24 protein-coding genes are annotated in these 24,661 nt (G+C 49.6%); 13 read left to right on the top strand and 11 right to left on the bottom strand.

The window, feature by feature from the left end; all coding sequences use genetic code 11:
• Positions 1 to 6 precede the first annotated feature (6 nt).
• On the top strand, positions 7 to 255 hold the full coding sequence (locus tag J0X00_RS20515; protein ID WP_136484568.1) for a DUF1289 domain-containing protein: 249 nt from the start codon (positions 7 to 9) through the stop codon (positions 253 to 255).
• Positions 256 to 589: 334 nt separating this feature from the next.
• Here J0X00_RS20515 and J0X00_RS20510 read toward each other — a convergent pair whose 3' ends face one another.
• The 5 genes from J0X00_RS20510 to J0X00_RS20490 form a co-directional block, all read right to left on the bottom strand.
• Positions 590 to 811: a hypothetical protein gene (locus J0X00_RS20510; RefSeq protein ID WP_136484570.1), complete on the bottom strand. Its 222-nt coding sequence runs from the start codon at positions 809 to 811 to the stop codon at positions 590 to 592.
• Between the two features lie 230 nt (positions 812 to 1,041).
• Positions 1,042 to 2,139, bottom strand: a complete 1,098-nt coding sequence (locus J0X00_RS20505; protein ID WP_282477628.1) for an ABC transporter permease — start codon at positions 2,137 to 2,139, stop codon at positions 1,042 to 1,044.
• A complete protein-coding gene (locus J0X00_RS20500) occupies positions 2,136 to 3,062 on the bottom strand; it encodes an ABC transporter ATP-binding protein (RefSeq protein ID WP_282477627.1) in 927 nt (308 codons plus the stop codon). The genes J0X00_RS20505 and J0X00_RS20500 overlap by 4 nt, the downstream gene beginning before the upstream one ends.
• Positions 3,059 to 4,018, bottom strand: a complete 960-nt coding sequence (locus J0X00_RS20495) for an HlyD family efflux transporter periplasmic adaptor subunit (RefSeq protein WP_282477626.1) — start codon at positions 4,016 to 4,018, stop codon at positions 3,059 to 3,061. Before J0X00_RS20495 ends, J0X00_RS20500 begins: the two co-directional genes overlap by 4 nt.
• A 228-nt stretch (positions 4,019 to 4,246) precedes the next feature.
• Positions 4,247 to 5,503 carry an aromatic amino acid transport family protein gene (locus J0X00_RS20490; RefSeq protein ID WP_282477625.1) on the bottom strand — a complete coding sequence of 419 codons (1,257 nt, stop codon included), beginning with the start codon at positions 5,501 to 5,503 and terminating at the stop codon, positions 4,247 to 4,249.
• A 360-nt stretch (positions 5,504 to 5,863) separates the two neighbouring features.
• On the opposite strand from J0X00_RS20490, the gene J0X00_RS20485 reads away from it, so the two are divergent.
• Positions 5,864 to 6,724 carry a DMT family transporter gene (locus J0X00_RS20485; protein WP_218563009.1) on the top strand — a complete coding sequence of 287 codons (861 nt, stop codon included), beginning with the start codon at positions 5,864 to 5,866 and terminating at the stop codon, positions 6,722 to 6,724.
• 105 nt (positions 6,725 to 6,829) lie between these two features.
• Here J0X00_RS20485 and J0X00_RS20480 read toward each other — a convergent pair whose 3' ends face one another.
• The 4 genes from J0X00_RS20480 to xylB form a co-directional block, all read right to left on the bottom strand.
• Positions 6,830 to 7,957, bottom strand: a complete 1,128-nt coding sequence (locus J0X00_RS20480) for a 5-methyltetrahydropteroyltriglutamate--homocysteine S-methyltransferase (RefSeq protein WP_282477624.1) — start codon at positions 7,955 to 7,957, stop codon at positions 6,830 to 6,832.
• Positions 7,958 to 8,192: 235 nt separating this feature from the next.
• A complete protein-coding gene (locus tag J0X00_RS20475) occupies positions 8,193 to 8,486 on the bottom strand; it encodes a hypothetical protein (RefSeq protein WP_136484586.1) in 294 nt (97 codons plus the stop codon).
• Positions 8,487 to 9,503: 1,017 nt separating this feature from the next.
• On the bottom strand, positions 9,504 to 9,836 hold the full coding sequence (locus tag J0X00_RS20470; protein WP_136484588.1) for a hypothetical protein: 333 nt from the start codon (positions 9,834 to 9,836) through the stop codon (positions 9,504 to 9,506).
• 197 nt (positions 9,837 to 10,033) lie between these two features.
• Positions 10,034 to 11,491 (bottom strand): xylulokinase, encoded by a 1,458-nt coding sequence (xylB, locus tag J0X00_RS20465; protein WP_282477623.1) that lies wholly within the window; start codon positions 11,489 to 11,491, stop codon positions 10,034 to 10,036.
• Positions 11,492 to 11,687: 196 nt separating this feature from the next.
• Here xylB and J0X00_RS20460 point away from each other — a divergent pair, with 196 nt between their 5' ends.
• Entirely contained in the window at positions 11,688 to 12,881 is a 1,194-nt protein-coding gene (locus J0X00_RS20460; RefSeq protein ID WP_282477622.1) for a DNA-binding transcriptional regulator, read from the top strand.
• A gap of 85 nt (positions 12,882 to 12,966) precedes the next feature.
• Here J0X00_RS20460 and J0X00_RS20455 read toward each other — a convergent pair whose 3' ends face one another.
• Positions 12,967 to 14,370, bottom strand: a complete 1,404-nt coding sequence (locus J0X00_RS20455; protein WP_136484595.1) for a sugar porter family MFS transporter — start codon at positions 14,368 to 14,370, stop codon at positions 12,967 to 12,969.
• 326 nt (positions 14,371 to 14,696) lie between these two features.
• Between J0X00_RS20455 and xylA the strand changes: the two genes are divergently transcribed.
• On the top strand, positions 14,697 to 16,016 hold the full coding sequence (xylA, locus tag J0X00_RS20450) for a xylose isomerase (protein WP_282477621.1): 1,320 nt from the start codon (positions 14,697 to 14,699) through the stop codon (positions 16,014 to 16,016).
• Between the two features lie 404 nt (positions 16,017 to 16,420).
• Here the strand turns inward: xylA and J0X00_RS20445 are convergent, their stop codons facing one another.
• On the bottom strand, positions 16,421 to 16,864 hold the full coding sequence (locus J0X00_RS20445) for a DUF2798 domain-containing protein (protein ID WP_282477620.1): 444 nt from the start codon (positions 16,862 to 16,864) through the stop codon (positions 16,421 to 16,423).
• Positions 16,865 to 16,932: 68 nt separating this feature from the next.
• Between J0X00_RS20445 and J0X00_RS20440 the strand changes: the two genes are divergently transcribed.
• The 9 genes from J0X00_RS20440 (at position 16,933) to J0X00_RS20400 (ending at position 24,589) form a co-directional block, all read left to right on the top strand.
• Entirely contained in the window at positions 16,933 to 17,370 is a 438-nt protein-coding gene (locus J0X00_RS20440; protein WP_136484602.1) for a MarR family transcriptional regulator, read from the top strand.
• A gap of 161 nt (positions 17,371 to 17,531) precedes the next feature.
• Entirely contained in the window at positions 17,532 to 18,215 is a 684-nt protein-coding gene (rutR, locus tag J0X00_RS20435; RefSeq protein ID WP_282477619.1) for an HTH-type transcriptional regulator RutR, read from the top strand.
• A 359-nt stretch (positions 18,216 to 18,574) separates the two neighbouring features.
• Positions 18,575 to 19,666 (top strand): pyrimidine utilization protein A, encoded by a 1,092-nt coding sequence (gene rutA, locus J0X00_RS20430; RefSeq protein ID WP_136484608.1) that lies wholly within the window; start codon positions 18,575 to 18,577, stop codon positions 19,664 to 19,666.
• Positions 19,663 to 20,385: a pyrimidine utilization protein B gene (rutB, locus tag J0X00_RS20425; RefSeq protein ID WP_282477618.1), complete on the top strand. Its 723-nt coding sequence runs from the start codon at positions 19,663 to 19,665 to the stop codon at positions 20,383 to 20,385. The genes rutA and rutB overlap by 4 nt, the downstream gene beginning before the upstream one ends.
• A gap of 11 nt (positions 20,386 to 20,396) precedes the next feature.
• A complete protein-coding gene (rutC, locus tag J0X00_RS20420) occupies positions 20,397 to 20,786 on the top strand; it encodes a pyrimidine utilization protein C (protein WP_136484612.1) in 390 nt (129 codons plus the stop codon).
• 24 nt (positions 20,787 to 20,810) lie between these two features.
• Positions 20,811 to 21,575 (top strand): pyrimidine utilization protein D, encoded by a 765-nt coding sequence (gene rutD, locus J0X00_RS20415; protein WP_136484614.1) that lies wholly within the window; start codon positions 20,811 to 20,813, stop codon positions 21,573 to 21,575.
• Positions 21,576 to 21,661: 86 nt separating this feature from the next.
• Complete coding sequence (locus tag J0X00_RS20410) at positions 21,662 to 22,252, top strand: malonic semialdehyde reductase (protein ID WP_282477617.1); 591 nt, start codon at positions 21,662 to 21,664, stop codon at positions 22,250 to 22,252.
• Complete coding sequence (locus J0X00_RS20405) at positions 22,245 to 22,802, top strand: flavin reductase (RefSeq protein WP_282477616.1); 558 nt, start codon at positions 22,245 to 22,247, stop codon at positions 22,800 to 22,802. The genes J0X00_RS20410 and J0X00_RS20405 overlap by 8 nt, the downstream gene beginning before the upstream one ends.
• 293 nt (positions 22,803 to 23,095) lie before the next feature.
• Positions 23,096 to 24,589, top strand: a complete 1,494-nt coding sequence (locus J0X00_RS20400; protein WP_218563018.1) for an NCS1 family nucleobase:cation symporter-1 — start codon at positions 23,096 to 23,098, stop codon at positions 24,587 to 24,589.
• Positions 24,590 to 24,661 lie beyond the last annotated feature (72 nt).

Genomic DNA, 24,661 nt, shown 5'->3' with positions numbered 1-24,661 from the left:
TCGCTTATGGAGCAGCTAGAATTTTTCCAGGTTCCCAGCCCGTGCGTCGGGGTGTGCAGTTTAGACGATAAAGGCTACTGCCGCGGCTGCATGCGCAAGCGCGAAGAACGCTTTCGCTGGCTGGAGATGACTGCCGCAGAACAATTGCACGTGATTAAGCTGTGCCAGCAGCGCTATCGCCGCAAAATGGCGGCCGGAAAACAGGGCGCGCAAAGCCATGAAGAACCAGACAGCCCGCAACAAGAGTTGTTTTGATCCGCGCGATCGGCTTTGATCGCTATGTCGCCGTTCGGCGACCTTTATCGGGTATCTGGTGCCAAAAGATTTAGGTCTATAGCGCAGCGAGCCCGACAAAGCCGTGCGACAGATAGCGAGTGCCGCAAGACGCCTGAATGCGGATGAGCGATAGGAACTCAGTGTTTGGAAGCGCGTGTTCCTCGCTGATAGTAAAAGATGTTCGCGATGATTTTATTATTTTTATCAGATACTTAAGTTATATTTATCAGATACTAATTTATTGTTATTAAACACTTAGGCTAATGTTGGCACTAGCCTAAGTGACATTCTGTTCGTTGCGGTCGGGCTTGTATTATTTATTGAGTTGCCAGCGATCACTGACCCAGCCACCGGCATGCTCATCAAAGTGTGCACCGCTGAAACTTCGTGTCGATTCTTTTTGGGATTTGCTGTCGGATTTTTTAGAAAGTAACGTTCGTATATAGTTCGCCATCGGATCGAGAGTAGAGGATTGCTTTCGTAAGGCGACTTCTTTAATGAGCTGAAGACGGTAACTTGGGTTGGCACGTTTCATTGGTGGGACCTCCGTTGTGATGACGACTAATGTACAAAGTTAGAACCTGGTTACTTTTTAGTCAACGAAGTCGGTGCCCTATATTTTCTAATGGATTTCGCACATCAATCACGCGCCCAAGCGTGATATAGAAAGGCTTTATATATTAATAAAGGTTGATTATCTAATCACAAACCTACCAACTGTATGGCTCAGTTTACTGTCTTTTGTGTCACTTTAAGGCATTGAACTTAATCGAGAGATTTTTTGAAGCGTAATGAAGCCACCACCAGACCAAACAGGGTGAAACCCGCCAGCCATAAGCTGTCGCGCCATAGATCGGCCAGATCCGCGCCGCGCAGTACAATGCCACGAATCAGGCGCATAAAATGGGTCGCGGGCAGGGCTTCAGAAATCCACTGCGCTGCCAGCGGCATACCTTCATAGGGAAACATAAAACCAGACAGCAGAATCGAGGGCAGCAGAATAAACACCGTCATCTGCATTGCCTGCAGTTGCGTGGTGGCAATGGTTGAGATCATTAGTCCGAGAGTCAGGCTGGCGGAAATAAACAGCAGGGTGCCGAACAAGATCTGACTGACAGCGCCATTAATCGGCACGGCAAAAATTACATGACCAAGGCCGAGAATAATGAACACCTGAATCAGGCCAACAAAAATATACGGGATGATTTTGGCGATCATCAGCTCCATCGAGTGGACCGGTGTGGTGATCAGCAATTCCAGATTGCCTCTTTCCCGTTCACGTACAATCGCCGCGCTGGTAAACATAATCATGGTCATGGTCAGAATGACGCCCAGTAAGCCGGGAACAATATTGACGGCCGCGCGTTTGCTCGGATTGTAAAACAGGGTGATGGCGAAGGTCGCAGCCACTTCGGGATGCGGGTGAAAGGCAATGTCTGCAGTGGGCATGTGCTGCAGACCCGATATAGCGCTGGCAATCATGGTATCAGACCCGTCTATCAGCCACTGCCCGAGTTCACGTCCATCCAAAATGCGCCGGTTGAGATCGGGCGGAATGATCAGCGCGGCACGGACTTCGCCGCTGGCGATGGCTTGTTGGGCCTGTTCCGCGGTGCTATACACCTGTTTAATCTCAACCACCTGACTGACCCGGACCGATTCGGTCAGCCAGCGCCCGGTTACAGATTGGCTGTTGTCGACGACGGCAATTGGAATACTGCGAACATCGGTATTGATAGCAAAACCAAACAGCAATAACTGAATCAGCGGGATCATGATCACCATACCAAAGGTGATACGGTCACGCGATAACTGGCGAAACTCCTTAATCATCACCGCTTTAATCCGAAACAGGCTGTTCATTGGCGGTTCTTCCCGGTCACAGTGACAAATACATCTTCCAGGCTGGGCCGTGCCAGACCGATGTTGGCTTGCGCTAATTGCGGTAGCGTGCTGCGCAGCCACTGTACCGGGTCTTGAATATGACGGTAGATAAGTACCCGTAATCGCACGCCCAACTGCGCTGCAGAGCGGACTTCAGGCCGTTGTAACAGTGTCTCTTTTAAGCAGCGTAAGTCCGGTGCGGTGACCTCAACCACGTGCACGCCCATCTGCTGCATTAGTTTTTCCGGTTCGTCATCGGCACGAATTTCGCCCGCATCCATGATGGCGAGACGATGGCAGCGCTCCGCTTCGTCCATGTAGTGGGTCGTCACCAGTATGGTAGTACCCTGTGATGAGAGATCGAAAAGCTGCTCCCAAAATTCACGCCGGTTTTCCGGATCCACCGCCGAGGTGGGTTCATCAAGAAACAGCAGTTGCGGGCGGTGCATGGTGGCGCTTGCCAGTGCCAGGCGCTGCTTTTGCCCGCCGCTCATGCTGCCGACCCGTTGCTTGCGCCGTTGATCGAGGCCGTAAGTGGCTAACTGCTGATTGGTCCTCTGTTTCAGGGCCTGACGATTCATGCCAAAGATCTGACCGATGAACTGCAGGTTTTCTTCCACGCTCAGCTCGTCATACAGGGAAAATTTCTGCGTCATATAGCCGATATTGAGCCGCAGGATTTCCGACTGACGCGGGATATCAAGGCCAAGTACATTCACGCTGCCCCGGGTTGGCGTCAGTAGGCCGGTCAGAACCCGGATGGTGGTCGACTTGCCACATCCGTTGGGGCCGAGAAAGCCGTAGATGCTGCCGGTCGGCACATTGAGGTTGATGTCATGAATCGCGGTAAAATCGCCAAAGGACTTACTGACGCCGCGTGCCTCGATAGCCAGTTCACTCATTTTGCCTCCTGCGGAAAATCAACCTGGGCCGGTACGCCGGACGGCAGATCGCGTGCGGCGGCAGGTAAGTCAATTTCAGCCAGAAACATCAGCCGCGCCCGTTCATTTTCAGTCAGTGCATAGTAAGGAGTAAAAGAGGGCTCCGTCGCCACCCAGCGCACTGTGCCCTGATAGCTGTTTGGTGTGCCGTCGACATGCACCGTCACACTGCGGCCCGGAGTAAAATGTGCGCGCACCCTCTCCGGCACGTAAACGCGTGCAAACGGCGCGCTGTCTGACTGCAACACGGCAACGACGGCGCCGTTTGGTACCCGTTCGCCGAGATGATAGGGCAGGTTATCAAGAATGCCGGCACGGGTCGCGGTAACGGTGAGCCGGGTGAGTTTTTGCTGCTGCAATGCCACTTCTGCCTGTGCCGCGGCCAGTTGCGCCCGAGCCTGATCAATATCTTCGATTCGCGCGCCGGCGGTCAGTTTTGTCAGTTGCTCAGTGGCAGAGGCCAACTCTGCCTGTGCGGTATCACGGCTGGCCTTGGCCTGGTCTAGCTCGGCCTGGCTGAGCAGGCTTTTGCTGACCAGCTCTGCTACGCGGCGGTAAGTCTGCTGTGCTTCGGTCAGTTGTGCTCTGGTGCTGTCTAGCTGCGCTCTGGCGACCGCAATGTCTTCGGCTCTTTCACCATGGGTCAGTTTCGCCAGTGCGGCCTGAGCCTGTGCCTGACGGGCGAGGGCCTGGTCGAGCAGGGCCTGTTGCTCCGCCGTATCCAGCACAACCAGTACATCACCGACACGTACGCTGCTGCCTTCGGTTACGGGTAACTGACGGATTATTTCGTTACTGGTGGCTGAGAGTGTCACCCGATCACGTTCAAGCGTGCCTAAAGCCTGTGACGCGTCCTGGCGGTCACCACAGGCCGACAGCAGCGGGATAGCCAGTAACAAAAACCAAGTGCGCAGCATGCATTTTTCCTTTTCCGACCGAATCAACACCATCCAATAATCGTGGCCAGAGCGGCAACAATCGCATGGTTATCATCAGTGTATGACAGAGAAGGCCTGCTATCCGCCGGACAGCCCGCATAATTGAAGTTATTCGCAACGGATGCCGAGCGCAAGGTGTGGCGCAGGATGGGGCGTACCTGGTAAAACGGCCCGCATCCGCGGACCGTTGGTCGTTATCGCGCTGAATCAGCCCAGCAGGCTGAACAACAGTGCCGAGACCGCCAGCATCCCGACCAGGAGCACGAAGTAAGTCCCGAGATGTTTACGATAGTTCCGGAGGGCATCCACTTTAAACACCGCCAGCATTGGCATAATAAACAGGATCATGGCGATGACCGGCCCGGACAGGGCTTCCATCATGCCGAGAATGCTTGGGTTCATCACTGCAGCAAACCAGATAGCGATAAACATCAGTGCGATGCCCAGCTTATCTGCCACGGCAAGCGGTAGTTTAGTGTACTTGGTCAGCAAGCCATTCAGGCTCTCACGCGCACCGAGGAAATGGCCCAGGAATGATGAAGTGATAGCAACAAACGCAACCAAAGGTCCCAGGGTCGCGATAAACGGGTTATTGGTGGCGTTGGCGAGGTACGACAGCACGGATACATTTTGCGCTTTGGCCTCCAGCAGTTGCTGTGGCGACAGTGCGAGTATGCAGGAGAACACGAACATCAGCACAAACGCAATCAGCATCACGCTGGTACGCTTGAGGATTTGCTCGGATTTCACCACCGCTTGCTTGCGGTAGTGACGGCGCTGAATATTGGCAAAGCTGGAAATCGCCGCGGCGTGACTGAATGAAAACACCACGACAGGAACAGCCAGCCATACGGTTTGCAGGAAATCGCCAGCGGCTGGGATGGCCAGTGATGGCATGCTCCAGTAAGGGATCAGATACAGCGACAGTGCCGCCAGAATCGCCGCCAGCGGGTAGACCATCACGGCAAAGGCGCGCAGCATGATTTTTTCACCGCCCAGCATGATGGCAATCAGGCTAAAGACCAGAACGCCGGACAGCAGTGTCCGTGGCGGGGAAACCATTTGCGCCTGGTTGACCAGAAAACTGTCCACCGTGTTGGTGATGCCTACGCCGTAAATCAGCAGGATCGGAAAAATTGACAGGAAGTAGAGCAGCGAGATCAGACGGCCGCCGCGCGTGCCGAAATGCTCTTCTACCACATCGGTAAAGTCTGCATCAGACCGTTTGGAAGAGAGGACAAAGCGGGCCAGGCCGCGATGGGCAAGGTAAGTCATCGGAAAAGCGAGCAGTGCCATCAGTACCAGTGGCCAAAAACCGCCCAGGCCAATGTTGATTGGCAGGAATAAAATCCCGGCACCAACGGCAGTGCCAAATAAACTGAGTAACCAATGTGTGTCGTGTTTGTTCCAGCCGGTTTGAGTAGTGGATACTCCAAAATCGACGGAATCTTGAGTTTCTTTCACTGAAATATTGCCATGGTGTGAATTATAATATTGCAAATCCTACTACCATTGGTAGATATGATCACATTGTGACGCTGGTCAAATTGACTGACAGATTTATAACTCTCTGATGAATGAAACTAGGTTTTTCGCAATATAACCGAATATTATTCTACTTTTATGGTCTCTTAATGAAATTAAACACTAAAAAATATCTATTTTTTAGTGTTGGTATGTGTTAACAAACGGTTGTTGGCCTTTAGAAAACTGGTGTGGGAAGCTTTGGCTAAGCTACAGAAATAAAAGCGTTTTATAGTGGAGTTGTGTTTGGATATGCCTCACAATTAACATCTGCCTGTTTAACAATAATAACAACTGCTCATGTTTGCTAACCTGCGTGCTGAATTCATTCTGATTATCACAACTTTACTGGCCGCGGCCGGTTGGGTGTTTTCTAAACAAGCCATTGAAGGACTTCCGCCGATAGGGTTTATCGGCTTACGTTTTGTTACGGCGTCCTTACTGTTACTACCGTTTTGTCTGCCGGCGCTGCGCAAAGCGCCGCGTGGCGAAATTTTGCGTTCGATGGGCGTTGGCGTCTTTCTGGGCGGCTCTATTTTCTGTTGGATTTATGCCATTTCGATCAGTGAAACACTGGGCGAGGGGGCGTTTATTATGAGTTTGTCGATGCTGTTTGTGCCCTTGGTCGCCTGGGTTCTGTTTAAACGCCGGCCCGGTCGCCCGTTCTGGCTGTCACTGCCAATAGCCGTGATCGGACTGTTTTTACTGGCCTGGAGTGGTGAATGGAATATTGCCGCCAATCAGATGTGGTTCTTGGTCGCGGCGGTGGGGCTGGCGGTACATTTCAACTTTAACAGCCAGTATTCGGCACGTTTTTCACCGATGTTGCTCACCACGCTGCAGCTGTTCGCGACTGGCTGTCTGGGGTTGGTACTCTCTTACAGTATTGAAACCTGGCCGGACAATGTCAGCATCATCACCTGGCAGTGGTTCGCGCTCAGCGTATTGCTGGCAACGAGTTTGCGTTATCTGATGCAGACGCTGGGGCAAAAACACGCCAATCCGACCAATGCGGCACTGCTGATGCTGCTTGAGCCGGTCTGGACCATGATATTGAGTGTCTGGATCTACGATGAGTCGATGCCGCTGAATAAAATAATCGGCTGCGCTTTGTTGCTTGGCTCTTTAGTGCTTTATCGCCTCACTAGCATGAGAGCTTAGGCAGCACCCACTGATTCAGAGTGCTGGCTCATCAAAGACAAAGGGCGCCGCGGCGCCCTTTGTCTTTTCCGTTACGATGATGCGGTTACCATCGGCACTGCACCATTAAGACCAGATCTGTTTCTCGATTTCAGTCAGGAAGCGGATCTTATCCCACTGCTGTTCGACAGTCAGTTTGTTGCCTTCTTCGGTCGAAGCAAAGCCACATTGCGGGCTGATGCACAGGTTTTCTAACGGTACGTACTGAGTGGCTTCCTGGATGCGCGCTTTCACTTGCTCTGCATCTTCCAGTTCCGGGAACTTAGAGGTGATCAGACCCAGTACGATTTGGCTACCGTTGTTTGACCAGTGACGCAGCGGCGCGAAATCGCCAGAACGCTCGGAATCATACTCCAGGAAGAAACCATCGTACTTGGTCGCAAACAGAGCTTCTGCCACCGGCTCGTAGCCGCCCGAAAACAGCCATGAAGAAGCGTGGTTTCCGCGACAGATGTGAGTCGTCACAATCAGGTCTTCCGGCTTGTCACGCAGTGACTCGTTAATGATTTGCGTACAGACGTTGGCAATCTCATCCGGGTTGATGCCTTTTTCGATCAGGCTTTCGCGCTTGCTTGAATCGATTAGGAACGCCCAGTTGGTATCATCAAATTGCAGGTAGCGACAGCCACGTGCGTAGAAGGCCGCAATGGCATCACGGTAAGTCTGCGCCAGATCTTGGTAGAACTCTTCAATTTGCGGGTAGAGCTGGTGGATTTTTGACGAACCATCGTTAGCCAGAATTTCCTGACGCAGAATCATGGTCGGGCTAGGAATCGTCGCTTTCGCCACGAATTCACTGTCTGTGCCTACAGCGTTAAGCAGAAATTCAAAGTGGTCCAGGAATGGGTGTTCCGGATTGAATGCAATTTTTCCGGTTGCACGGATGTTGTATGCCGGCGCTGCTTTGCCGTGGAATTTCTGGTTGTAACTGTCAGCAGTGTAACCTTCGATACCGGTCAGATTTTCGAGAAAGTCGATATGCCAGAAGCCGCGGCGGAATTCACCATCGGTAATGGCCTTGATACCAACTGCTTTTTGTTGGTCGATCAATTCAAGAATTGCTTTATCTTCAACTTCGGTCAGCTGAGCACGATTGATGGTTCCCTCTGCAAATTCGCGGCGAGCCTGATGAAGATAAGCTGGACGAAGAAAGCTGCCGACGGAGTCAGTGCGGAAAGGAGGGCGATTAGCCATGACAGATACCTCTTGTTATTTATTCTGCGTTGTTAAGGCTAGAGTAATGGATGGCTAGACGTCCTGTTAATCCGTATTTTTTCATACATAACATGAAGAAAATTCATGTTGCTATTTAATTACACGCAAGTAACAGAAGACATAATAAAAGAACCGGAAAACGCTAAAGGTTTTCCGGTTCTGAGGTTAGAGGGGTGATTAAAAATAACTGTCGGCTTGGTGGTCATTGCCACAATTAACACAGATCACGCATTAGTGTTTCATACTCTTCTTTCGCTTCTTCAATCAGAGTCACGAGTTCTCTTGCATCCTGACCCTGCAGAGCAATACGCCAGTCGTGCTCGGCGTCTTGACAAGTCAGCTCAGTTTTCCTGTCCTGAGTTTTGAAACTCAGGCTTTCAAACTCACCGTCAAGTTCGTCGCTTTCCTCCATGATGTCGATGTGTAAATAACCTGTCGGATCGACCATGACCCGTGCATGGTAGTGTTCCTTTCCAGCCAAAGTGTAAGAACGATGTTTAGTGTACATAGTAAGCTCAATTGAAACGTATGAATTTACGCAGCCGTATACAGCAAGGATGCCCCAACTACATTGTAAGTATAGCGAAGCAGGCACAGAGCTCTTGTCACGGGCAGGATTTTTTTAGACCGAATCTTTGTAACACGGCGCAGATTATTAACTAAACGGAATGACGCCTGAACTGGATTTGATCCGAATCAAATTCATGCTGATTGAGTGAAAATATCGCTCGATACGGTGTGAACTTTGCTAACCAATTTGACGTTGGGGCATGGTTCATCGGTTCTGAAAAACGAGCGTCTGTGCGGGGGATAAGACGGAGGCTGGATCACAGCAGGCTATTTTCGAACTGGCAATATTAGGGAAGTGGAGGGATAGTTACCTCCCGGAATTGCCAGTTCTGTTGGGTTAGCCTCTGACTATTGCGTTGAGGCTGTTTGATTTGTCACGATTTGACTTGTTACTCGCTATTGCGTGTCAATAGCTGGTTTTTGCGGATTAGCTTGCGGCTAATCGCTTGGTCACTATGATTTTTTCTCTGCTTGTTTCGTATCTTTCCAATATTGAATACGAACACGATGCAGCTGAGCTTTTCTCATTTTTTTCATAGTAATCTCCTTTATAAGTAGCGCCCTTGGTGGGCTTATTTTTCAGGTTTACTTTGTGACGCTTCTGCTTCAACAGAAGCACATAAGACGTTATGGCTTAGCTAATACGACTGAAGCAACATAACAGAAGATGCCTGCTTTTTCGCAGCGCTTATCTTACAAGTTACGATGTTTCTCTCAACAGCCTGGAATCACCTTAACCGGCCTGTGTGACAGAAAAATGTCAAACTTATCTTTGTCTGACATGTCATCGAATGTTCATATTCATACACCCAAATCTATAGTGAATGCAAGCATTAAAATAACGTTGTGCGTAGCTGTTGGCAACTTGTCGCGTTTGCTGTGGATAAGTATCGGTTTTATAAGGCGCAACATCAGCGCTGCGCCCCGTATTTATCTAAAATGACAAACCAGTGAGCTAAGGTAAATACATCCCCAAAGTGTTTAAAATCGGGTCTAACTCTTGCTGGTGACGGTGGGAAGTGTCGATAATTGCACTCAGTTCCTGCGGACTGAGGGACGATCCAAAGATAATAAAGCAGCGCCATTGATTCTCTGCCAGGCTGAGCTGGGAGAGAAAGTGCGGGTAACTGATTTCACCCTCTTCATAGACCAGGTAATAAGTCAGCATGGTTAACAAGCGCGGGTAGCACGCTTCACGAGCGATAGGACAGGTGGATAGTGCAGTGATTAAGCGTTCTTTTAGGTCACGACGAATTTCACTAAGCGAATGATCGATGATATCAGCCATAACTCTTCTCCAAGCGACGTGGTACCTACAAATTAGCGTAATTTTTATCCGATAGACACTATTTTATTCTTGTGAAACGTGATTATTGCGTTGCGGGGTGGCAAAAAACAAGGTGGAGATGAGTTACCACATAAGCGGACAGACCGATATGAGCAAGAAGGGGATGGTCTGCCCAGGCAGAGGACAGACCGGATGGATCAGGCTTTGAACAGCGGCTTTAATTGTCGATAGAGGCTGATGTAAGTCTGACGTTTTACCGCCAGTTGCTGATGTATCTCAGGATTTGGCGTGTGGGTCTGCAAAACCCGCGGTTGGGCGCAGATTTGCTCTACTGCAGCCTGCTTGCCTTCAATCGCCAGTTGCGCAAGACGGGCAGCACCCAGGGCCGGACCGACATCGCCCCCTTCGCGATACACCAACTCGGTATTGAAAATGTCTGTCAGTAACTGGCGCCAGTATGCGCTGCGCGCCCCGCCACCAATTAGCGTAATGTTATCCGGCACATCACCGGTCATGTGCAGCGCATCCAGACCATCCTGCAAAGCAAATCCCACACCCTCTAATACCGCCTGTGCCATATGCAGCGGTGTCGTATTATGAGTCAGGCCAAAAAATACCCCTTTGGCATTCGGATTATTGTGTGGTGTCCGTTCACCAGACAAATAAGGCAAAAAGATAACATCGGTTTGCGGTTGTTGTGCTTCAAGCGCTTGCATCATCGCCGGGACAGCGCTGAAACCGGTCATCCGGGCTACCCAATCCAGACAGGAAGCTGCACTGAGGATCACCGACATGGTATGCCAGGTGCCCGGTAAAGCGTGACAAAATGAATGCAATGCAGCGGCCGGGTTGGTGGTGAAACCTTGGCTGACCGCGAAGTAAACCCCGGATGTGCCGAGTGAAATCATCGCCTGGCCCGGTTTGACAATACCAACCCCAACGGCACCAGCGGCATTGTCACCGCCGCCCGCAACAACAGGGACACACGCCATACCAAGCTGCTGAGCCAGTTCCTGATTGAGCGTGCCTGTTATTTGGTTGCCTTCAAACAGTGTCGGCATTTGCGAGCGGTTGAGGCCGCAAGCGCTGAGCATTTCGTCGCTCCAGTCGCGCATGCCGACATCGAGCCACATTGTGCCGGCGGCGTCAGACATATCGGTGGCGAAATCTCCACTGAGCAGAAAGCGCAGATAATCTTTTGGCAGCAACACTTTAGCGACGCGTGTAAAACACTCCGGCTCATGTTTGGCGAGCCATTTCAGCTTGGGTGCGCTAAATCCTGGCATCATCAGGTTGCCGGTAATATCGCGACTCTCCGGTACGAGTTGTTCTAGTTCAAGGCACTCCTGCTCGCAGCGTCCGTCGTTCCATAATATGGCCGGACGTAACACCTGGTTTGCGCCGTCGAGCAGAGTCACGCCGTGCATCTGTCCGGACAGACCAATGGCCTGGACCTGCTGCAGGCTGTGTTGTTTTCCCAGCTCGGACAGTGAATTGAGCGTGGCATCCCACCACTGTTTTGGGTCTTGTTCAGACCATAAAGGCTTAGGGCGAGAGACCGTCATCGCTGTGGTTGCTGAGGCGAGTATCTCGCCGTTGGCAGAGAGCAGAATGGCTTTGACACCTGACGTGCCCAGATCAATCCCGATATACATAATTTATGTCCTCTTTGGCGTAGGCCAGTTTGTTATTTTTAGGGTACTGTAACCAGTCTATTCATTTGCTGTGCGGTCTCAATTATGATTTTTATTAATTGAGTTTAGATATTTAGCGACTCCCTTAATGATCACATTATTTTTTCTGTCATTTTGATAGACTCCGGCAAATTCTTTGACCAATTGGTTACTGCCTATGGATAAAAATTATCGAATCTCTTTACTATTTAATGCCAATAAAGTTTATGACCGGCAAATTATGGAGGGTATCGGCGAATATTTACATGCATCGCAAACCCATTGGGACATTTTTGTTGAAGAAGATTTCACCACCAATATTGATCATTTCCGCGCCTGGCGCGGTGATGGTGTGATTGCCGATTTTGATAATCCGGCGATCGAGTCACTGCTCAAGGACTCAGGGATCCCGGTGGTCGGTATTGGTGGCTCTTACAAAGATGAACAGCAATACCCGGATGTGCCTTATGTGGCGACGGACAACTGCGCGCTGGTGGAGATGGCGTTTAATCATCTCAGGGATAAGGGAATTGAGAAGTTTGCCTTTTACGGTATTCCCCATGAATCCTGGGAGCGCTGGGCTTCAGAGCGGGAAAGTGCGTTTGTTAATCTGGCGACACAAAATGATTATTTTCATTCAGTCTATCGTGGCAATAAGACCAACCCGCTCAGCTGGCAATATGACATGAACCGTCTGGCTGATTGGCTGCAACGGTTGCCTAATCCGATTGGGATCATTGCGGTGACAGACGCAAGAGCGAGACATATTTTGCAAGCGTGTGATTCTTTGGGGTTAATGGTGCCGGACCGCATTGCTGTTGTCGGTATCGACAACGAAGAGATGACGCGCTATCTGACCCGGGTGTCACTGAGCTCGGTTGGGCAGGGTTGTAAATCGATGGGCTACACTGCGGCCAAGATGTTGCACCGTTTGCTGAATAAGAAGGAGCAGGGCGAGCCGCTCACTATCAACCCTGCGCGGGTGTTAATCCCGCCAACTAAGGTGTTTGAACGGGAAAGTTCGGACTTTCAGGCTCTGAACGACCCCTACGTGATTCAGGCTCTGCACTTTATCCGTCATAACGCCTGTAGAGGCATCAAAGTCGAGCAGGTGCTGCATCATGTCGGTATCTCCCGTTCCAACCTGGAAGCGCGTTTTCGCCAGGAACGCGGTTACTCGATACATAATGAAATTCATGAAGCAAAATTAGAACGAGCAAAAAGTTTATTGATTTCCACCGAATTGCCGATTGCAGAAATCGCTCAGGCATGTGGTTATCCATCATTGCAATATATGTATTCTGTATTCAAGAAAGCGTTTGCTAAAACGCCCAAAGAATATCGCTTGAGCGGAAGTGAAGAAAATAATTAATTCCGATCACGAACGCTGCCAATAAATAAGCCTGCAGATTGCAGGCTTATTTATTATTGTTTTAGGTTTAGTAATTGGTTCAGGTTTAATGATTAGTAATCATTTTCTCTTCAGCGGATTTGGCAGATTTCTCCCATAACTCTTCCAGTTCTTCAAGCGATTTACCTTTGGTTTCAGGTACCCACTTGTAGATAAAGTAAATGGTAAAGATCCCCATCACGCCGTATAACCAGAACGGGAAGCCACCGTTAAAGGTTTGGTACACGCTGCTTTGTGGATCGTTCATCATAGGGAAAGTCTGCGAGACCACAAAGTTCGCGGCCCACTGAGCAAACACGGCGATGGATAACGCTTTAGAGCGAATGCTGTTAGGGAAAATTTCTGACAGCAACACCCAGACCACAGGACCAAGTGACAGCGCAAACGCGCCGATGTAGAGCAGCACGAAGATCAGCAGGTATCCGCCGATGGCGTTGAGATAAGCCGCGGTACCAATTGCAATCATACTGACCGCCATTAAGGCTGCCCCCAGCATCATCAGCGGGCGGCGGCCGAATTTATCCACGGTCAGAATCGCAACCACGGTAAAGCCGAGGTTGACCGCACCCACCAGAATGGTTTGCAGTAATGCAATATCGATACTGGAATTACTAAAGCCTTTCAGAATGGTCGGTGCGTAATACAGGAATACGTTGATGCCGGTGACTTGCTGCAGCACACTGAGCATAATGCCGATCACCAGAACACCAAAGAATCCGCTGGCGACGATTGACGTGCTGTTGTGTTGTTTGAATGAAGACTGGATGTCCCGCCATTGGTGATCAACATCCGCACCATTACCGTTATTAAGAGCTTTGAGCAGTGAGTAAGCCTCATCGTTTCTGCCTCGCATCGCCAGCCAGCGCGGCGTTTCCGGTACAGTAAACAGCAGTAGCAGGAACAGACCCGCCGGAATGACCTCAGAAGCAAACATATAACGCCAGCCGGTGGTATTCAGCCAGGTTTCCGTGCCAATCAGAGCGATACCGTAGTTAACGAAGTAGACCACCAGCATACCAAAAATGATCGCGAACTGATTGCAGGCGACGAGGCCGCCACGCTTTTTCGGTGGGGCGACTTCAGCAATGTACATTGGCGAAACCATGGACGCGATACCGACACCGATCCCGCCGATAATACGGTAGACGACGAAGGTCCAGTAGCTTTCCGGAATCGCCGAACCGACGGCTGAGATCAGAAAAAGCAAGGCAGCGATTTTCAATGCGCCACGCCGGCCGTAACGGCTACTGAAATCACCGGCGACAATCGCACCAAGCACACAGCCGATCAGAGCTGAAGAGGCGGCAAAGCCAAGTTCAGCGGGGGTGAGTTGAAAATAGGATTGCAGCGCTTCGGTTGCTCCGGATATGACGGCAGTGTCATAACCAAATAACAGCCCGCCGAGTGCTACCACCAGCGTCAGGCGCAGCACGTTGACTTTATTATTCATGTTTATTCCTCGTTATATTTTTTGTAGGGCGCTAATATTCTTGTCAGTAAATCCTGATAAATAAATTACGGAATAAATCATCATCGTTATGATATTTTGTAATTGTGATCTTAAAGTTACTTTTTAAATAACTTGTTGTTTTTATTGAATTGATTGGAAGTGTGTCGAGTCTCACAGTTGAAAGATATCTGAATTAGGTTGTGAAAATTCGTAATTGAAGATTCTCTGTTATCAATGAAAATAACCTTATTCCTGACATTTGATAGCTAGAAAGTTATTCAAATGCAACGGATTGACATACTCACTAAAATAACGAGAGCAAGATTATGAATGATTTTTTTCCTAATGTAGATTCAATCAAGTTTGAAGGCCCTGAATCCAATAACCCGCTGGCTTTCCGTCATTACAATCCTGATCAGATGGTGATGGGTAAATCGATGAAAGACCATCTGCGTTTTGCCGCTTGTTACTGGCACAACTTTGTCTGGCCGGGCTCTGATGTATTTGGCAACGGTACCTTTGACCGCCCTTGGCAAAAAGCGGGCAGTGAGATGGAACTGGCAATGATGAAAGCCGACGTAGCGTTTGAATTCTACCAAAAACTTAACGTACCGTTTTACTGCTTCCACGATGTGGATGTGGCGCCGGAAGGCAACAGCATCAAAGAGTATGTCAATAACTTTACTCGCATGGTCGATAAGCTGGAAGCCAAACAGCAGGAAAGTGGCGTCAAATTACTATGGGGTACGGCGAATGCTTTCTCTAACCCTCGCTATATGGCGGGTGCAGGCACCAACCCGGACCCGAAAGTATTTGCTTATGCGGCAACTCAGATCTTTAACGCGATGAATGCTACCCAGCGTCTGGGCGGTGAAAACTACGTATTGTGGGGCGGCCGTGAAGGTTACGAAACCCTGCTTAATACCGATTTACGTCAGGAACGTGAACAACTGGGTCGCCTGATGCAAATGGTGGTTGAGCATAAACATAAAATTGGTTTCAAAGGCACTATTCTGATTGAGCCTAAACCGCAGGAGCCGACAAAACACCAGTACGATTACGATACGGCAACCGTGTATGGCTTCCTGAAACAGTTTGGCCTGGAAAATGAAGTGAAGGTCAATATCGAAGCCAACCACGCTACACTGGCAGGTCACAGCTTCCAGCATGAAATCGCCACCGCAACATCACTAGGTATCTTCGGTTCAGTCGATGCTAACCGCGGTGACCCGCAACTGGGCTGGGATACTGACCAGTTCCCGAACAGTGTGGAAGAAAATACTCTGGTGATGTACGAAATTCTCAAATCAGGCGGTTTTACTACCGGTGGCCTGAACTTTGATGCGCGTCTGCGCCGCCCGTCTATCGACCCTGAAGATCTGTTCTACGGTCATATCGGTGGTATGGATACCATGGCGCTGGCTCTGAAAAAAGCGGCACGTATGCTGGAAGATGACAAGCTGGGCAAAAACATCGCGCAACGTTACGCTGGCTGGAATGAACCGCTGGGTAAAGCGATTCTGTCTGGCGATCACAATCTGGAAACTCTGGCGAAATACGCGGTCGATAATGACCTGCAGCCACAGCGCGAGTCCGGTAAACAAGAGTATCTGGAAAACGTGGTTAACCATTATATTTTCGACTAATCACTATATTTTCGATTAACCACTATATTTTCGACTAAACCCAAAGGGTGATGACCCCTGAGTTTAGCGCTGTCATTTCACTTCGTCTGTAGGGGACGGAAAGTTGGGTAGGGCAGAAATGACAGCGGTCGGGCTGGTCACAGGAACTGAATAAGATTCAGCCACCTGTGCCCAGCCCGACTTTTTTGTGCCCGCAAATCTTGGCAGGACACACACCCTAATCAGTGTCATGCAAGGTTTTTTACGAGGACACACGCTTTTATGCGCAGCGTGATTGAACGAGTGATTTGATGAGGACACATGATTTAATGAGGACACACACCCAAATCGCCTGTGCGTGAGCGCTCTCTGAACAAGCGTGTGTCCTTACTGCGCCCACCTCGTACCGTTCACGGTTTTTACCATCAGGCGGCAGCCAGAGCGCGTTGAATTCTCGGGCGTACGATAAAGACCATGATCATGGCAATCAGGTAACCCAGTGGCAGCGCTTTGAGCAGAGTCAGCGCCCAGAAAGCAATCAACTGGCTGGCACTTTCTGCCTGTGACGTTGAAAGTACGGACATCAGGCTGATAATGGATTCCAGGCTCAGCGCAATCAGACCACACAGAATGAGCTTACGGCCAAGAGGTTGAATATGCGGCAAGCGGCGTTCAACTAACTGAGCCAGTTTCATGATCAGCAGACCGGCAATCGGCAGGATCACGACCAGAGAGAATAAGAACGACTTCAGCCATTGGGTTGCGAATTCAGCATTCAGGCCGTGGTTAATGTAAGTAATGAAAGCAGAGATGCTTGCCACAATACAGACAGGAGCAGGCAAGGTAATAGCCAGTTTTTTAAGATTCATATGGTCGACGTGTTGGTTAGTTGATATAGTCAACCATATTAAAGCCATTAGTTGACAATATCAACCATATGAATAGTAGTCCTATAGAACACCACATTGCCTATTTAACTCAGTGTATGCGTGAAAACATTACTCATGAACTTGAGCGACAAGGCGTTTTGCTACCGTTTTTTCAAAGTCTGGCACTGCACTATATTGCCACCCATCTTCCTTGCACTGCTCATGATGTTGCGATGGCGATCAAAAAGGATAAAGCGCAGGTAACCCGACTGATTAATGAACTGATCAAGCTGGAGTTAGTTGACAGGGAACAAAATCCGCACGATAAACGTGAGTTGATACTTTCATTGACGGAGTCTGGCCAGACGTTAGCGCTGCAGATAAAAGAGGTGCGCCGCGTGGTATCGGCACGTATGACCGAGGGGCTGGATGATGAGCAGCAAGCGCAGATGCAGCAGTGGTTGGTCAGGATGATCGATAATTTGGCATGCCAACAGAGTCGGTAGAAGAGTTCTACAAACGATTGAATTTATTCGTGATATCTAGTGCAATATAGTATAAAAACCAGATGGTCAGCGCTTGGAATTGGCTGCCCCCCACAGACAGCGTTTAAAGTGATAAACTTGCTGCTTAGTTTCACGACAATCATACAGTTAGAGTCGTACTCATGGTGAGAGAAAATATTTCGTTAAAGGGAGCTAAGGTCGAGGGCCTGAAGAAAACACGCACTAATGTCGAGCCTGGTACCCGGCGGCGTAAAAAATTTGAAGACAAAAGACAATTTATTCTTGAAACCGCATTGTCAGCATTCTCAAAATTTGGTTTTCATGGTACCACCATGGAGCAAATTGCCACGGCGGCAGATATCTCCAAAACCAACCTGTTTTACTATTTCAAAAGTAAAGAGGCACTTTATCTGACCATCCTGGAGAATATTCTCAATGACTGGCTAGCGCCAATTGGTAGTTTTGAAGAACCGGATGATCCCAAAGCGGCGCTGGAAAAGTACATCCGTCTTAAGCTGGAGTTATCGCGTGATCAGCCGCAGGCTTCACGTCTGTTCTGCCTGGAAATTATCCAGGGCGCGCCGATCCTGAAAAATTACCTCTCCGGTCCGCTTAAACAGATAATGAGCGAAAAGTCGAAAGTGATTGAGCAGTGGATCAGCCAAGGCAAACTAAAGCCTATCGAGCCTGCCCAACTGATCTTTATCATCTGGTCTACGACCCAGCACTACGCTGATTTCAGCGTTCAGGTGAAAGCGATTACCGGTAAAGATCTTAATAACAAAGAATTTTTTGAAGAGACCTGCCAGACCATTCAGGGAGTGGTATTGGGCGGTCTTTTCTGACTTTTATCCATTCTGAATCTCTTAACCATCCTAAATTGTGATTTGGCGCGTCATCTGACGCGCCTTTTTATTTCCTGCATAGCTGTTTGTTGTACCGCTTCAGCCTCTTTGTCTCGTTTCTGCCTGCATCCTTACCTGTTCTCTATTTGTCCGTTTTAGCATCGATTTGAACAAAAAATGCGCACTCAATTAGTGCTATTGCACCATTTTTATTGCAATAAAACAGACCAAGTGGTCTGTTTTAGAGTGAATGGTTTGATTTAACTCATTGTTATATAAGTTAAATTAACTTTTGGCATAAAGTTTGATTAGGATCAATGCGAAGAATCGTTAAATGCATGTCGAAAAAAGGAGTTTATATGCAGATTGGAGTATTCATTCCCATTGGCAATAACGGCTGGCTGATTTCAGAAAATGCCCCGCAATACATGCCAACCTTCGAGTTAAACAAAGAGATTGTGCTGCGCGCAGAACATTACGGATTAGATTTCGCACTATCCATGATTAAGTTGCGCGGTTTTGGCGGTAAAACTGAATTCTGGGAACACAACCTGGAATCCTTCACCCTGATGGCAGGTCTGGCGGCAGTGACCTCAAAAATTAAGCTGTTCGCCACCGCAGCAACTTTAACCCTGCCACCTGCCATTACCGCGCGTATGGCATCGACGATTGATTCCATTTCCAACGGCCGTTTTGGCGTTAACCTGGTGACAGGCTGGCAAAAGCCGGAGTACACCCAGATGGGGCTGTGGCCGGGCGATGAGTTTTTCGCGTCACGCTATGACTATCTGTCGGAATACGCTCAGGTATTACGTGATTTGTGGGACGAGGGGGTTTCTGATCTGAAAGGTGATTACTTCACCATGCAAGATTGTCGTTTGAGTCCGCGTCCGCAAGATACGATGAAAATTATCTGTGCCGGTTCCAGTGATGCCGGGATGGCATTTTCCGCCCAATATGCCGATCACAACTTCGTATTTGGCAAAGGCGTGAATACGCCGAAAGCCTTTGCGCCAGCCGCTGATCGCCTGCTTGAAGCGACACAAAAAACGCAGCGTGATGTGAGCTCGTTTGTGCTGTTTATGGTCATCGCCGACGAAAGCGATGAAGCGGCCCGGGCGAAATGGGAAAGCTATAAAGAGGGCAAAGACGTCGAAGCGCTCAAATGGCTGGGTGACCAGGCGGCTAAAGACAAAACGTCGGGCTCGGATACCAACGTGCGCCAAATGTCGGATCCGACATCAGCGGTCAACATCAATATGGGCACGCTGGTGGGCTCTTACGAAAAGGTGGCCAGGATGCTCGATGAAGTGGCCGAAGTTGAAGGCACTGGCGGTGTGCTGCTGACATTCGATGACTTTATCTCCGGTGTGACGGCATTCGGTGAGCGTATTCAGCCGCTGATGAAAACCCGTCAACACATTGGTTACCAGGGAGAGTACGCAGCATGAGTCATGACGCGATTTCCGGCTACACACTCAATCACACCGATTCTCCCTTGGTGGTCAAAGCCGAGCCTGAAGCCTTAGCGATTAAACCGAGTGAAACTGCGCTGATTGTGGTGGATATGCAAAACGCCTATGCCAGTCAGCAAGGCTATCTCGATCTGGCCGGATTTGATGTTTCCGCCACCGGCCCGGTGATTGAAAACATTAACCGTACGATTGCGTTGTCCCGTCAGGCAGGCATGCAGATCGTGTTTCTGCAAAATGGCTGGGATGCCGATTATGTCGAGGCGGGTGGCGCAGGTTCACCGAACTGGCATAAATCCAATGCGCTGAAAACCATGCGCAGTAAGCCGGAGTTATCCGGTCGGTTTCTGGCCAAAGGTGGCTGGGATTATGCCCTGGTGGATGAGATTGTTCCGCAAGAAGGCGACTGGATAATCCCTAAAACCCGTTACAGCGGTTTCTTCAATACGAACCTCGACACCATGCTGCGCGCACGTGGGATCCGTAACTTAGTGTTTACTGGTATCGCCACCAACGTGTGTGTTGAATCGACTCTGCGCGACGGCTTTCATCTCGAATATTTCGGCCTGGTTTTATCGGATGCGACCCATCCGGCAGGCCCGCTGGCGGCGCATGAGGCCGCGCTGTTCAATATCCGTACTTTTTTTGGCTGGGTTTCCAATCTGGAAGATTACGCCCAGGCTCTGGCAAATAAATAAAGGAGATTATTATGCCTAAACAAATCGTTGTCCCTGAAGGAACCGGTACCCCTCTTGCCCCGTATTCCCCGGGTACTCAAGCCGATGGAGTGGTGTATGTATCCGGCACACTACCGTTTGACCACGACAACAATGTGGTGTTTCCCGGCGATGCGGCGGCGCAGACCCGTCATGTTCTCAACACCATTAAAGACGTAGTGGAAGAAGCAGGCGGCACCATGGCTGATGTGACGTTCAACATGATTATGATCCGAGACTGGAAGGACTACGCGATGATTAATGCGGTGTACGCGGATTTCTTCCCGGGCGATAAACCGGCGCGTTATTGCATTCAGTGTGGCCTGGTGAAAGAAGAAGCCTTGATCGAGATAGCTTCGATTGCCCATGTTGGCCAGGCGTAAACGCACAGAGTGAGGTAGGGCAGCATGTATTTTGAGATCCATGGCGATAATCACCCTGACACTGTTTTGCTGTCATCGGGGCTGGGCGGATCACACCACTACTGGGACAGTCTGATCCCTGAGCTGGCAACGCGCTTCAGAGTGGTGGTGTACGACCAGTACGGAACCGGCAACAGCGATGGTGCAATTGGTGAAGGTTACAGTGTCACAGATATGGCGCAGGAAGTGAATGCGTTGCTGAGCACCACTAAAACGCAGCAAGTCCATTTCATTGGCCATGCATTGGGCGGTTTGATCGGCTTGCAACTGGCGCTCGATGCCCCGCACAAAGTGGCCAGTCTGCTGCTGATCAACAGTTGGGAGAAAACCGATGACCATACCCGGCTCTGTTTTGAGATAAGAAAGCGTTTATTGCATGAGTCCGGAGTTGAGATGTTTGTTAAAGCCCAGCCGCTGTTTTTATACCCGGCGCAATGGATCAAACAGCATGCTGCACTACTGAGTGAAGAGGCGCAAAAAATGGCCGCCGCCTTTGCGGATACTTCCAATTTACTCAGACGAATAACAGCTATTGAGCAATTTGATCTCTCCGGGCAGTTGCACAATATACGCTGCCCGACCGGTATTATTGCCAGTCGTGATGATTTATTAGTGCCTTATTCTTGTTCGGAGCAATTAAATCAGGCTATTCCCGATTCATATTTATATTTTATGCCGTATGGCGGGCATGCCTGTAATATTACAGAGCCGGAAGAATTCAGACAGATACTCGATCATTTTTACAGTTAAATTGATTAATAAAACTGACTAACCAAAAATAGTTACGAATCAAAGATACTCACTAATCAAAAAATTTTATACGCAGGAGACAATAAATGGGTCATATCATGGATGAAGCAGTACTGCAGCAGTTATTCACCGAGGCTCGTACTCATAATGGCTGGCTGGATAAAGCCGTCAGTCAGGAACAAATTGAGCGGCTTTATCAACTGACCTGTATGGGACCGACATCCGCCAACTGTTCACCGGCGCGTTTTGTGTTTGTCACCTCAGCAGAAGGGAAAGCCCGTTTGGCACCGACCTTATCCAAAGGCAATCTGGACAAAACCCTATCGGCACCTGTGACTGTGATTGTCGCTTATGACAGCCAGTTTTACGATGCGCTGCCCACACTGTTTCCGCACGGCGACGCGAAAAGTTGGTTCACATCCAGTGAGGCGTTGGCTCAGGAAACCGCAATGCGCAACAGTTCCATGCAGGCGGGATATATGATTTTGGCCGCGCGTGCCATGGGGCTGGATACCGGTCCGCTGTCAGGCTTCGACCCGCAGGCGGTGGATGACACCTTTTTTGCCGGCACCAGTTGGAAAACCAACCTGATGATCAACATTGGCTATGGTGACCGCAGCAAACTGTATGGGCGTTTACCGCGTTTAACTTTTGAGGAGGCATGCCGTTATGAGTGAAATGAGTCTGGATTTAGTCGTCAGCAAACCGGTTAGTCATGAGATGAATTTTACCGAGTTTGCTCAGGTGGCAGATAACGGCGTGCAGGCTTTTAAAGATGGCATGGCAAGTCTGGGGTCTGCGGTCAATGTAGTGACCACTATGGTTGACGGGCAGGCAGCCGGGTTTACCGCAACGGCGGTGACCAGTGTTACCGACACGCCACCAACGCTGTTGGTGTGTTTAAACCGTTCTTCATCGGTGTTTGCCGCATTCGATAAAGCGCAAACCTTGTGCGTCAATACGTTAGCGGCGGAGCAGGCGCAAGTGTCCGGCTTATTTGCCGGTAAGCTGAGCCAGCAGGAGCGTTTCGACAGTGTGGCATGGCTGTCATTTGTCACCGGCGCTCCGGTGTTAGCGGCCAGCTCGACCGCCTTTGACTGCAAGATAGCGTCGCGCTCGACGGTCGGCACGCACGAAGTGTTTTTCTGTGAAATTGTCGGTATTGGTGCCGCGCAGCAGATTTCCAACCTGGTCTATTTTGATCGTCGTTATCACAAGTTGACCTGATAATCGCTGGAGGCTGAATCATGATATTTGCTTTGGAGGCGTTTTATTTAATTCCGTACACGCAGGACCATTTTTTGAGTGACGGCTTGATTGTTACCACACAAAATTTTGACTGATTTTACCTATTATCATCTTGATAATGTGCTGACGGTTTTAGTGGTCATGCTTAATTATTTATGGATAGTTAATTCGATAATTCGATTGCAATAATTGTACTACCAAGTGGTTTGAATAATTCAGCGTTGTAAAAGCGAAGGACAGCAAATGAATCTCAACGGGATGAGGACATTGTTATGCAAACGCAAATGAAGAAAGTGGGTGACTTCTATGAATTAGAAGTTGGGGAAGATTTATTAAACAGTAAAAACTTTAATCAGGATTTAGCGCCAACTAAGGTCAAAGAGCGCAGTTGGAGCCAGTGGAATATTGCTGCTCTGTGGGTGGGGATTGCGATTTGTGTTCCGACCTATACGCTGGGCGGGATACTAACCGCTTATTTTGGTCTGTCGGTGGTAGAAGCGCTGCTGACCATTTTTATCGCCAATATCATCGTGTTGATCCCGCTGACGTTGAACGCGTTTGCCGGGACTAAGTACGGATTACCGTTTCCAGTGCTGCTGCGCTCGTCGTTCGGGATCGTGGGCTCGAACGTGCCGTGCCTTATCCGCGGCTTTGTTGCCTGCGGCTGGTTTGGTATCCAGACCATGTTTGGCGGGCTGGCGATTCACCTTTTATTAGCGGAAATTTCAACCAGCTGGGCGAGTCTGGGCAGCCAGGGTGAGGTATTGGGTTTCTTTATTTTCTGCCTGCTGAATATCGGAGTCGTACTCAAAGGGGCCAATTCCATTAAGTGGCTGGAAACCTTGTCGGCACCACTGCTGCTGATTGTGTCGCTTGGACTGCTGTTCTGGGCCAGTGATAAGGTCTCTTATGCTGAGTTACTGTCAACGCCGGCTAATCGCCCGCCGCAGGATGGCGTGGCAAAATACTTCTTTTCCGGGTTAACCGCTATGGTCGGCTTCTGGGCCACCTTGTCGCTCAATATTCCTGATTTCAGCCGTTATGCCAAGTCACAGAAAGATCAGATCGTCGGTCAGGTAATTGGCTTGCCACTGACCATGTTTCTGTTCGCGGCGTTGGGTGTGGTATTAACCGCTGCGTCGCAGACGCTGTTTGGCGAAACCATTTCAGACCCGATCAACTTGATCGCGCAAATTCAGAGTCCGTTCTGGGTCGCGGTCGCAATGGTATTGATTATCATCGCAACCTTGTCGACCAATACCGCGGCCAATGTGGTTTCACCGACCAATGATTTTCAGAATATTGCCCCGCGCTACATCAATCACACCAAAGGCGTCCTGCTGACCGGTGCGGTGGGGATTGTGCTGATGAGTTGGGAACTGCTGAAAAAAATGGGCTGGATTGAGTCAGACGTCAGCGTAGAAGCTTTTATCTCCAACTGGTTGTTGGGTTACTCCAGTCTGCTGGGGCCGATTGCCGGAATTATGATTGTCGATTACTTCATGATTCGTAAGCAGCAGCTCAATATCCTGGCGTTGTATCAGGAGAATGCTTATCCGGCGGTCAACTGGGCTGGTTTTATCGCCTTTTTGATCCCGGTCGGATGTACCTTCTTGGCGATTTCGTTTGATGTGATGACCTGGTTCTATGATTACGGCTGGTTTACCGGGGCCATCAGTGGTGCTGTGCTCTATTTTGTTGCCAGCAAGTATCTGACCGCACCATTGGCTAAACCGTTTATGTCAGCGGGTTTGAATAAAGCCTGACCCTAAGACGGCCAATATAACCAATATAACTAAGATGACCAGAAGTGACATAGACAAGCAGCGCGAGGCTAT

Source organism: Vibrio sp. ABG19 (assembly GCF_029962385.1).
Taxonomy (GTDB): domain Bacteria; phylum Pseudomonadota; class Gammaproteobacteria; order Enterobacterales; family Vibrionaceae; genus Vibrio; species Vibrio ostreae.
Note: the sequence above shows the minus strand (reverse complement) of the source record. Positions and strands in the feature narration are given on the sequence as shown.

What these genes read in the sequence shown, in the direction of transcription:
- J0X00_RS20515 (WP_136484568.1), top strand. Translation starts at nt 7, where the DNA reads ATGGAGCAGCTAGAATTTTTCCAGGTTCCCAGCCCGTGCGTCGGGGTG.
- J0X00_RS20475 (WP_136484586.1), bottom strand. Translation starts at nt 8,486, where the DNA reads ATGTACACTAAACATCGTTCTTACACTTTGGCTGGAAAGGAACACTAC.
- J0X00_RS20510 (WP_136484570.1), bottom strand. Translation starts at nt 811, where the DNA reads ATGAAACGTGCCAACCCAAGTTACCGTCTTCAGCTCATTAAAGAAGTC.
- J0X00_RS20500 (WP_282477627.1), bottom strand. Translation starts at nt 3,062, where the DNA reads ATGAGTGAACTGGCTATCGAGGCACGCGGCGTCAGTAAGTCCTTTGGC.
- rutD (WP_136484614.1), top strand. Translation starts at nt 20,811, where the DNA reads ATGTATTTTGAGATCCATGGCGATAATCACCCTGACACTGTTTTGCTG.
- J0X00_RS20410 (WP_282477617.1), top strand. Translation starts at nt 21,662, where the DNA reads ATGGGTCATATCATGGATGAAGCAGTACTGCAGCAGTTATTCACCGAG.
- rutR (WP_282477619.1), top strand. Translation starts at nt 17,532, where the DNA reads ATGGTGAGAGAAAATATTTCGTTAAAGGGAGCTAAGGTCGAGGGCCTG.
- J0X00_RS20405 (WP_282477616.1), top strand. Translation starts at nt 22,245, where the DNA reads ATGAGTGAAATGAGTCTGGATTTAGTCGTCAGCAAACCGGTTAGTCAT.
- J0X00_RS20485 (WP_218563009.1), top strand. Translation starts at nt 5,864, where the DNA reads ATGTTTGCTAACCTGCGTGCTGAATTCATTCTGATTATCACAACTTTA.
- J0X00_RS20445 (WP_282477620.1), bottom strand. Translation starts at nt 16,864, where the DNA reads ATGAATCTTAAAAAACTGGCTATTACCTTGCCTGCTCCTGTCTGTATT.
- xylA (WP_282477621.1), top strand. Translation starts at nt 14,697, where the DNA reads ATGAATGATTTTTTTCCTAATGTAGATTCAATCAAGTTTGAAGGCCCT.
- J0X00_RS20440 (WP_136484602.1), top strand. Translation starts at nt 16,933, where the DNA reads ATGAATAGTAGTCCTATAGAACACCACATTGCCTATTTAACTCAGTGT.
- xylB (WP_282477623.1), bottom strand. Translation starts at nt 11,491, where the DNA reads ATGTATATCGGGATTGATCTGGGCACGTCAGGTGTCAAAGCCATTCTG.
- J0X00_RS20480 (WP_282477624.1), bottom strand. Translation starts at nt 7,957, where the DNA reads ATGGCTAATCGCCCTCCTTTCCGCACTGACTCCGTCGGCAGCTTTCTT.
- rutA (WP_136484608.1), top strand. Translation starts at nt 18,575, where the DNA reads ATGCAGATTGGAGTATTCATTCCCATTGGCAATAACGGCTGGCTGATT.
- J0X00_RS20455 (WP_136484595.1), bottom strand. Translation starts at nt 14,370, where the DNA reads ATGAATAATAAAGTCAACGTGCTGCGCCTGACGCTGGTGGTAGCACTC.
- rutC (WP_136484612.1), top strand. Translation starts at nt 20,397, where the DNA reads ATGCCTAAACAAATCGTTGTCCCTGAAGGAACCGGTACCCCTCTTGCC.
- rutB (WP_282477618.1), top strand. Translation starts at nt 19,663, where the DNA reads ATGAGTCATGACGCGATTTCCGGCTACACACTCAATCACACCGATTCT.
- J0X00_RS20400 (WP_218563018.1), top strand. Translation starts at nt 23,096, where the DNA reads ATGCAAACGCAAATGAAGAAAGTGGGTGACTTCTATGAATTAGAAGTT.
- J0X00_RS20505 (WP_282477628.1), bottom strand. Translation starts at nt 2,139, where the DNA reads ATGAACAGCCTGTTTCGGATTAAAGCGGTGATGATTAAGGAGTTTCGC.
- J0X00_RS20495 (WP_282477626.1), bottom strand. Translation starts at nt 4,018, where the DNA reads ATGCTGCGCACTTGGTTTTTGTTACTGGCTATCCCGCTGCTGTCGGCC.
- J0X00_RS20470 (WP_136484588.1), bottom strand. Translation starts at nt 9,836, where the DNA reads ATGGCTGATATCATCGATCATTCGCTTAGTGAAATTCGTCGTGACCTA.
- J0X00_RS20460 (WP_282477622.1), top strand. Translation starts at nt 11,688, where the DNA reads ATGGATAAAAATTATCGAATCTCTTTACTATTTAATGCCAATAAAGTT.